We start from the raw sequence: 10,722 nt of genomic DNA, 5'->3' as shown, positions 1-10,722 counted from the left end.
TTTATTTCCCTTCATAATTTAAAAAATATGCTGTAATTATTGAAAAAATGTTTTCAAACCATTCTTGGTCAAATTCTCTTATTTGACGAATATGTTGATTATTTAGTACATCAGAATGAGTTGGTAGATGTTGAGTTCTACCCAAAGCTAACATGCCCATATAAATCGGTAGAATCATCACAGATGCTTGGTAAGCATGGTGAATAGTTAACTGAATGGGGAATGTTGTTTGTTGTTGATACCATTGGATTAGTTCACGATCTAGAACAGTTGGCCATTCGTCTTCCGATGCACGCTTAATAAGCTCACCGCTATAATGCGAACTTAAGCCTTGTAGCATTTTTGGTGGATAATTGTCGGGTAATTGATTATTCAAGAAATAGCTTTCAAATCGTTTTAATACTGGAATAACTGTCGCCAGATCAAGAAAATATTCACGCGTCTTTTCTCTGGCTTTATCTGGCTCATGACCTTCATCTATATATAATTGATAACTTTGATGAATAGCTGTTTTCCAGTCAGAAAAAGTAATACTTTCCCAGATAAATCCAAACTCCCGTTGAAATCGTTCTAAAAAGCGAATATTAAATTTCAATAACCAAATCGTCTGTGCTAAACAAGCAGTATTTTTCGATAATTCATGCCATATTTGAAATGTTACCAAGGGTAAATGTGCGTAATTGCTATATAAGCGAAGAATATAAATCCAACCGGAATGATGCAAATCTTGCATTAATTGGGGTAAAAAGTCCCGGATTGTATGTGGGTTCTTAGATGGGTCATAGCGTCTTACAGCGGCATGAAATGTTTTAGGTGGTAAAGAGGTGTCTTCATAAGGTGTACTGCCCATAACGTATGTAGGACGAAAATTAACTTTACTTCCAGCTTTCGGAATAATTAACCAAGGTCCTGAGTTGGGATCTAATTTAGGCAGACAATATTTACCAGTATGTACACCTTCACTTGTGACAGGGTCTAGAGGAACCAATGCTTGTTCAGGTTGAGCAAGGAACATTAACATTGGTTCAACATCTTTGAGGTGAGCCAGTTTCACATTACTTAAACTGTAAAATTCATTGAATAAATGGTCACGCTCAAATTTCACATGATAATGACTGATCTCATATTCGAGCTGTTGCTTCATACCTCTAATTGTTAGTTGCACACGACTATCTAACTGTTTAGAAAGTGCCAGTAAAGCTTCAAATTCTGGTTTGTATTTAATTAATTGCTCTTGAATAGGGCAATGTTGTTGTACTACAAATTTCCATCGATAATATGGGGCATCAGCACTTCGAATATTTGATGTGCGGAGGTTAGCTTCAACAAAGAAATGAGTTGGCTGTTCTGAACCTGAAAATAAATGTAGGCGACTTCCAAGTAAATCAGATAATGTTAATTGTGGACGACTAAATGGTATTTCATCAGCATCGTATAGAATCGCACCTTGCGCTGGAAAAGGTAGATGAAATACGATCGGTTGTGTACTCACCATCAATGTCATTTTGATTGCTGTAGGTGGATAATTTTGGACAGAAATATTGTATTCGTTACCTTGAATACCATGGTCTTGCAAATTTAATTTTTTAAGTTTGAACTTTAGTGATGTATTTTTTGCTTCAATTGCTAAACATACACAGCTACTCTTAGTGAGGATCTGAATATGACCTTCTTGAGGTGACTGACCTGGGACAAGTTTAATTTTAAAGTCTTCTGGTAAGATGGCTATCTTACGACGAAGCACAACATGGTTTTTTGTGTTACGTACACTAATGTTGTGTACCCCATACTTTGTACTACCATTAAGATCATCTAGTGGGGTAATGCCGGAATAACAACGTAATTGATGATTCAGTGTACGCATTCCATCATTAAGATATATAGCTTTGGGGCGGCCCACAAAAGTTAAAGCAGGTACGGTTGACCAAGGACATTTCTCACCTTGTAGTTCAATGAAGTCATTCTCTAGATGTGAACATTGAATTTCTATATGCTCATCTGTAGATCGATGCTTTAATTGAATATTACCTTTCACAATATATGTTTTATGCTTTAAAAGATCACCTTTGTGCCCAGTGACACACTCTTCAGCATTTAAAATTTCGTAGTGATTAGGTACAAGTAAAATAATCTCGTTTTCAGGTGTACGAAAGCTTGCCTGGCCAATAAACTTATAATTATTTCCATCTTCTATAAATGCGATTGGGACTTCACCCAATTCAATAGCACTTTGTTTGAGTTCTAAAAAACCTATTTGCTGGCCACGATTCTGAATAACAAGTCTTAAATCCTGATCAATTTGATGCCGATCAATTACATATGTTCCAGATGAAATATGAAACTCTGCAGTAGAACCTTGAGGGCGGCTATTAAAGGTCCCTGAATCTAACTCTGCAATAGCATTATGTATTTCATAAGCAACCAAGTCACCACGTCGTTTAACGTCCTGACCTGCAATCAGTTCAATATTGATCACTTTGGGTAGGAAAATCTCTGTTTGAAAAATCTGTTCCTTGCAATTAAAAAAATGTACGCAAGACAGATGTTCCTGCTTTTTCTTGATTTCTCGGAATTCTTGACTTGATGTGGTTAATAATTGATTAAGAAACTGTGTGGCAATTTCATTTTCTAAAGGTAATGGGAACACCTCTCGCCATTTCGGATAGCGGTTTTCTAAATATTCTGCTGGTTTATCTGTTTGATCCAACTGATATTTTTCAACCAATGCACTAAGGTTTTCAACCATATCAGCAATCAACAACTTCGTTTCATAATGTTTGAATGCTTCGGGCAATCGCTGAGTATAGTGATCAATTAAGGCATCGATCATTTTAGGATTATTTTGCCGATAATGCCCATATTGCTTCACAATACTATGAAATACATTATGGTAACGATTATCAGATGTCGTTAATAAATTGGAAGGGAAGCCTCCTTCCTGGAATACTGAACCTAAGTAATTTTGATGTTGTGATTGTTCAAAAGAAATCACATGACGTTGCCAGAACTCTTCTAGACCTTTTTTGACGATTCGTCGAATATCAGGAATTCCATCATTGAATCCTAATTTTTGATATATTGGATTCCACTTCCATTCGCGACTATATTCTCGACGAAACCATTCTGCTGCAAAAAGTGTAAATGCTCCACACCATTGCACATTTAAATACTGGTTTTGGGGGCTACTTAAACTTAATACATGCTGTAATTTTAGATATTCAGCTTGGCTTAAATGGTAGCGATAAAGTGGTTGTCCATTAGGTTGTTGCATATTTCTATTTTCTAACATTATTGTTAAAAATTGGCGTACATTAACCGTATTTTCTAACACATTCCCCATATATTCCTCTAAATTTTATTAAAATCTATATTTCTACTGAATGATTAAATTATACTAAGGTTGTTGCTGTAAGTACTGATTTTTTTAAAAAATTTATTATTGAGTACTTATTCAAAAAAATCCCTGATGTAGAACCTTCTTTTATAATTGATTGTTCTTTAGTCAGAATTAATAATTAATTTTCTTTGAAAAATTCCATAGTGATATCTTAGCTACCAATGCTTTCAATCAAAGAAAAAACTTCTTGGTGATAGTGTTAAAAAACTGTGTTGGATCGACCAAAGTAAATCATGTTGCTTCGATGTAAAAATTAGTTCTGTTCTTTGGCAATCTGAATGTCATCAAGTCGGTCTATAAAGAGCAGGTGACTTATCTGTTCCATGACTTCTAAAGGGTTATAAAAAACTGCCACTCCAAAAGAGTTTCAGATCTAGTCAGTTATGCTTTTTTTTTCTACTGTAATCACGCTGATAAATCTCAAAGTTGTTTGATGATATTGTGGTTGTGGTAGAAATGAATAAAAAGTCATTTGAATTAAAAGATATGTGACGAGGCTTGGTGTTATCAGATGCTATTTACAATTAAATTAGAATAAACTAGAAATAAGATGCCGTATCTAACGGATGTACTAAGCGATATATTATTTAATGAGGGAGTCTCATTTTATCATCCATGTTTAATAGTTGAATACCCAGTGATTTTTTTGATTGCAATACTCAATTGTATTCAAAATCAAAAGGTAAGAAAGGACAAAACGACTCTATTCTGATACTACTAGCTCTATTGAATAGGTGAAGTGAATTAGGTCGACTTAATAATCGAGTTGTCACTTAAATATGGGTTTTAGATGAATTTTAACTTTTAAATGTGTATGTAATAAAACTGTTTCGTTATATAAAATTAAGTAATCAGCTTTATTTAAGATTTTGTTTTATTTCTAAGCTGATCAAGAAGTTCACGTAATATAATAGGATCAATTGGAAGATTATTATTTAAAGCGTTTTCTAAAAAATTAATGTGTGAGTTGATGACATGATTGGAGGGGGTTGCAAGTACTCTTTCTTTTAATTTATCGATTTCAGAAAGCTCATCAAATGCTAAATTTATATATGTATCCAAAGATGTGATGGATCTGTGGCCAGTCCATTCAAGCATAATTTGTTTTAATCGATATGTATTTAATAGCATTTTTCGAAATTCATCACTATTCGACAATTCATGTTCTAAAATTAAAGATTTAAATTTTTCTGTGATAAATCGATGGCGAAACATATGAGCACAGACTTTGGAGGAAAGATTTGCCTCTTTTGACCAATTATTCATATAAGTAGTCAAAGTATCTGGTTGTAATGGATGGCCTGATGTGTGGGAAATAAAAATATAATCATGATTAATGCCCTTTTCTTTCAGTATCGGATTTCTATAGTAATGAACATAAAAGCGTAAATTGAGTAAAAAAGTTCTTGAAACAGGAATTTCCCGTGTCTTAGTTAAACGATTATTTTTTAAATTTATAATTTCTAGCAAAGGTGAGTCTGATTCACTCTTTAACGCTGATCTTAGGGAGTTCATGGATATAGAGCAGACTTCTGTTCTTCTACCACCTGTATTTTCAAGTGCCTGAATAAGACACAAGTTTCTAAGTCTTAAAGGCTCATTCACTGAGTAATTTATATGATTCAAAAGTTTATTATAATCATCGAGTGAAACAGGATAGCGTTTGTGTTTAGGTGAAGGTGGAGGGAACGAATAATGAAAATAATTAGGGTTAGACCTTTGTTTGTTATTTTCTCTAGAGACTTTTTTATTTTTACTACTTAAAGATATTTTATTATTTTTACCAATCCCAATAAAATTATTAAGATTATAAAGCTCTGCAATAAAAAAAAGAAAATTAATGGTTTGATAAGCAATACGTATAATTTGGTTATTGGATCGAACATCAGGGTCATCTTGTAAATAATCCATAAAATCGGAAAATAAATTATTGTCAAATTGTGAGAAATTTTCTATTTTTTTACAATAAAAAGTAAATCTGATAAAGTGAGTTAAATGATTGGCAAATATTCTGTATGTGCCACCATTATATTTTTGAGAATAACCAAATTTTAATTTATAAATAAGATATGAATTTGCTTCATAGCATGGAACACCATTAGGGTATATTAAAAAAGGTAAGGCATCAATATTGAAAAATTTTATATCTTGTTTGTATGTGGAGAGGTAATTTGGTAATGATAAATTACTAACCATTGAATATAGTTTTTTACTTTTCATTATAAACCACCTCATTAGCATGGTTTAACAATTTTTCAAAATATTTTAATTTGTTGTTGGTTTCATCAATAATATATTGGTTGTTTGTGCCTAAAGCTAAATTGGAAAGTGTTGACTTTAGATCATATATGATTTTAATGAGTATTAGGTTATTAATTTTTAGATTGTTATTCTCTGACTTTAATTCTTCAATTTTATTTTTTTTACTAGCTGGAGTTGTGCTGATTGAAGATAAAGCTTTTATTCTTAAATCATTAAATTGAATATATGTCATATTTGAATATTTATTTACGTATAATTTATGTGTATTGAGTGATAGTGAAATAATTCCATATTCTCTATTGGAGTATTTTGCTATATTTTTTTGAGATGAAATAGCGTTTTTTATATCATTGTCATTTATATAATTATTTGGCTTATTTATTATAAGTTGGAGTAAATCAATTTCAGATTGAATTGAATTTTCAACTTCATAACTATCAATTTTTTTCATATTTCATCCTTAACTATTAATATTAGCTCAAATTCTTGAATGATATTATTGTTTTTATCTTTGGTAGTAAAAAATCTAGGTTGAAGGTCAATTATATGTTCATCAATAAGATAGTGTATTTTGCTTGATAACTTATTTGTAAAGTTAAAGTTTTTCATGCTAGTTATTTCTAAGTCATTAACATTAAAATGATTTAATAATACTGTGCGTAAATCTTCAATATTTTTAACAATTGGGCCGGATATTCCTAAATAGGCTTCAGTAATTGTGTGAGATTTTACGCCATTAAGAACGCTACCTGTTAATGGTTCAGTAATATAATGATATAAATGTTCAATATCAGTATGACCGAGGAAGTGTCGTAATGTATCTAAGCCATCAAAGCTTTTTGACCAGAAAAATATCATTGCAAAAAAACGTCTTAATTGATGTTGGCGTATATAATATCTTCTATATTCATTTGGTGAGTATTCTATTTTTTTTGTTTGAAAATAATCACAAAATAAATTTAATAAGTTGCTATAGTTTCCAGTCGATAACTTTTTCCATGTATTTCTACTATAAGAATAGTTATTTATTAAATTAATATCTGAAAGTGTAGAAAAATTATTTTTTAAAATAATTTCATTAAATTTTTCAAGTTTATAAATGATTTTTGCTATGATGCTTGGTATAGGTCTTGACATCTTTTCACGATGAAAATTAATGCCACCAACACCACTTTTTCGATTATCAAATATAACTTCAAATTCTTTGAATTCTGTTAATAATGGATCAAAATTCTGAGGTAATAAACAATCTAATGGGTGTAAATCAATAATTTCTGAGTTGCGTCTAGCAGTGATCGCTCCTAACGCAACTAATATAGATGCTAATAGAATATTGTAAAAATCAATAAATCCATGATTGTGACGTAAATTTATAAAATAATTTTCATCTTTAGGTATTTTTAACTCTTTAATACCTATTTTCTTTAATGTGCTTGGAAAGTTTGCACTGTTATAAAAATCATTAAAATTGCCTTCTTTATTTTTGATGAATAAAGAATATTTAATAATTGTATCAATCAATATATCTAAATGTTTATGAATAAATTCAAAAGAATCACGTATAGCTTTAAAAGTTACATCAGCAGGCAGTGTTGCAAATCTACCCAAATCTTTTAAAGGGGTTATTTTATTTATTCTTTTCACTCCGATAGTATTAAAGTTAGAAATATTGATTTGAGCACAATCATTTTGAGAGTGGACAAATACAATTTTTTTTAAGTTCTTTATTTGAGATTGAAGGTCTTGGTATGAAAAGTATTCTTCATCACTAGTCGTGTAAGGAAGACATAAGTATTCTGTTTTAGCTGTGTCTTCGATTAAGTTTAATTGCTGTAAAGTAAAAGGTTGTTGGTTGAATACGATGATGCGATCTTCAAGAGATTTAATGAAAAATTTTTTTTTTACTTTATTGGGGTTATATGTAGAGTAACCTTCATTACAATAAAGCCAGTATTTTGATTTTCTTAGTTCTTCTAATGTTAGATCAAGTTCATCATTATGGTTATTATTGATGAAAAAAGGATATTTCTCTTCAAATTTAATTACATCATTTATATCTATTTCTTTAATTTTTTCTTTTAGAAAATTTGTAACAAATATATTATAATTAATTGATGCGTTGATTTTCCCATTGTTTGAAATATTGACCAGATAATCGACTATGTAGTCTTCATTAATCTTATTTAAACCATATTTGCTTAATTCTAAAATATTAGAATTAAGCAAAATGGAATTTATAAAGTAAATTATATTTTTTAAATTAATACTTATGGTTTGAGTTTTTAATAAAAATCCTTCATTGTAAATAGGGTGGCTTTGAATGCAAAGCCAGTATTTGAAGGTGTTTAGTATGTTTGGTCTTTCTATTAATAAAATATTATTGTCAATTTTTATTTTATTGAAGTTGACTGTTATTATTGCTTTATTTAATTTAATCATCCATATATTTGATTCAAATTTTGTATCATTGTAAAACCAAACAGGATTTCTTACATCTGATAGATTTAAATTGTGTATGGTGCATGTTTTTTCAAAAGATTTTTCAATTAATCCGTAATTGTTGGGGTTGCGTATTATCTCATTCTTTAATAAGGTGAGTTCTTTCTTTGACATATTTTCTATATTTTTGTTAGGGTCAGATAAAATATCTTTTAATTTATCATTTACTATCATTTATAAATATTCCTTCGATTATATCATGTTTGATTGGATTTTTTCTTGCTATTTCATACATCTCTATAATATCTTTAGTTAAATATAAGCATTGTTGTAAATTATTTTGAAATGCTTCAATCTGTGATATTACATAATTTGCACTTGTGTACCACCATTTTAAATGTTTTTTTATGTCTTTTTGATTGTAAGATGTCTCTTCAAAAAAGTATTTAATTGCAAGAAAAATTTGTAGAAGAGGAACTGTTATTAAATAAATACCTATATAACTATTTTTATCTTCATTATTTTTTTTCTCAATATTTATTTCATGAAATCCTTTTTCAATATGATGAGGTATATCTTTGAATGCATGATTATTTATGAATTTATCAAGTTCTTCTTTTGTGAAATCTACAGATTCAAATAAGTAAATTGAGTCTTTCATTGATTCGTAAATAAGAGCATTTTGAAATATTCGTAACCATCTGTTCGTGTAAAATTTCCATAGAGTATCTGGTAGATATGAATCAATCAATGCAGGATTATATTCCTTATGGCCTAGTGCTAGACTCATTTTATTTACAGACATAGTTTCATAGTAAACACGCACTCCACAACTTGCTCTAAATCTTGTTAATGTTAAATTTTGAAAAATATGACTACTTTCATTATCGTTAAGTAATATATCACCATTTTTATAACTTGTTATTTCGTATGATTTTTTTAGACCATTAATGACGGTGGTACAGGTGCCATTCTCAATTTTTTTTACTCTTTGTGGTTCTGTGAATGCAGTTCTTGAAGCTAATAGCATGTATTCATAATCTTGATTATTTGCTGATTTCAAATAATTTCTTGCAATACTAGTAATTTTTATGATGTCTTCAATTATTTTTACTGACTGGGGGTTTAATTTAATTAATTGTTCAGCATAATTTACTCCTCTTCTCTTTTTAAAAGACTTGGTATACCAGGATTCCCCAATTTTGAAAAGACCTACATTGTTTTTATTATCGTATAGTTTCCAATTTATTAACCAGGATTCAGTTATTGCGGGATGTTGATTAATTAATAATATGAGGAAAGGGTATAAAGTATTGTAGCTTGAATAAAAAATTTCATCTTTAATGATATTCTTTTCCTTGCTTGAACCTGATATACCTAAAAAAACAGAATAACTCTTAAGGGTTTTATGTTTAAAAGGGAATTCATAATAAGTTCGAAATGTATTGTTTTTATTTAAAATTCCTACTTGTACATTATTTTTTGAATTATTGTTTTGGCTAACTTTAACTATTCCTTTGCTAACGCATTCAATAAAAAAATTATATTTTTCATTTGTTTTTTTTGTGAGTAATTCTGAACAGTAAATTATATGGTCAATTTCATTAGTTATTCTAATAAAAATGAGTTCCTTAGCTTCACTATCTGTATAACTTATTGGAATTTGTGTTACCAATTTATTATGTATTAACTGTTCTTTTTCATCTTTTACCAAGTTTGTTGTAGTGTTTTTATGTGTACATTTTTTATATATTGGTCTGAGTATTTCTGTGATAGGTTCTTGCCATATTCCATAGTTAACTAATACATTGTACATATCAACTATAGAACCCCATCTCGTGTGAAAATGACCAATATTAAAGTTTTTTATTTTTGCATCTATTAAGCATAAATTATAAACAATGAGCATGCTTTCAAATGCATATTCGGAAGACATTGCCCTTTGAATGTCTTTAATATTTGGATAGACTACAACTAAAACTCTAAATAAACTAATAAGATACCCAATTTTTTTTGACAAGGTGGTTGATATGATTTTTTTCCCATAAGTGATCATTATATGATGCAATTTATTTGTGAATTCTTTTCCATATGTGTCGTAAATAATACTGATATTGAGATTTAGGATTTTATTATCATTACTGCAGATATTCCAACCTCGATAATATTCAATTTTTTCTATATTTTTTTTCATGTTTTTATATAGAAATATACAATTTTCCACATTCTCATTTATTGTATTAAGTGAAAGGAGAATTGTAGTTTTACTTGTATTTAGCAATAAGGCTAGATTATTGAATACCGATTGCACCTCATAGCTATAATGGTATTTATTGTAATTAGTTGTCTCCAATTCAGTATAGATAAATCCTATAAAGCATTGCAGATGGCTCTCTAGTGCTTCAGACGATTTCAAATCGAATATTGAGTGTTGAGTTGATGTCTGTTTTAAACATTCGATATACGTGCAATAAAGTGCTACCAGTGATGTAAGTTTATTAAGTTTCTTTTCTTCTTGTTTTAGCCAGTCATAGCTATCTGCATCTAATGTTTTTGAGTGTTCATAATCCTTAAGATATCTAACTTTCATAGGATGATGCATCCATGACGATTGTCAAATAATT

General features: G+C 29.6%; 5 protein-coding genes. All 5 read right to left on the bottom strand.

Annotated elements, in window-relative coordinates; genetic code table 11:
- Window position 1 precedes the first annotated feature (1 nt).
- Window positions 2-3,340, bottom strand: coding sequence for an STY4851/ECs_5259 family protein (locus FTU82_RS01390; protein WP_180100963.1), 3,339 nt, complete (start codon window positions 3,338-3,340; stop codon window positions 2-4).
- 918 nt (window positions 3,341-4,258) lie between these two features.
- Window positions 4,259-5,617, bottom strand: coding sequence for a tyrosine-type recombinase/integrase (locus tag FTU82_RS01385; RefSeq protein ID WP_180100962.1), 1,359 nt, complete (start codon window positions 5,615-5,617; stop codon window positions 4,259-4,261).
- Window positions 5,607-6,110: a hypothetical protein gene (locus FTU82_RS01380; RefSeq protein ID WP_180100961.1), complete on the bottom strand. Its 504-nt coding sequence runs from the start codon at window positions 6,108-6,110 to the stop codon at window positions 5,607-5,609. The genes FTU82_RS01385 and FTU82_RS01380 overlap by 11 nt, the downstream gene beginning before the upstream one ends.
- Window positions 6,107-8,332: a hypothetical protein gene (locus tag FTU82_RS01375; RefSeq protein WP_180100960.1), complete on the bottom strand. Its 2,226-nt coding sequence runs from the start codon at window positions 8,330-8,332 to the stop codon at window positions 6,107-6,109. Before FTU82_RS01375 ends, FTU82_RS01380 begins: the two co-directional genes overlap by 4 nt.
- On the bottom strand, window positions 8,319-10,688 hold the full coding sequence (locus FTU82_RS01370) for a hypothetical protein (protein WP_180100959.1): 2,370 nt from the start codon (window positions 10,686-10,688) through the stop codon (window positions 8,319-8,321). Before FTU82_RS01370 ends, FTU82_RS01375 begins: the two co-directional genes overlap by 14 nt.
- Window positions 10,689-10,722: the final 34 nt, after the last annotated feature.

This window comes from Acinetobacter sp. YH12151 (genome assembly GCF_013418355.1).
Classification (GTDB): Bacteria; Pseudomonadota; Gammaproteobacteria; order Pseudomonadales; family Moraxellaceae; genus Acinetobacter; species Acinetobacter pseudolwoffii.
The sequence above is the reverse complement of the archived record's forward strand: the minus strand, read 5'-3'. Positions and strand labels throughout refer to the sequence as shown.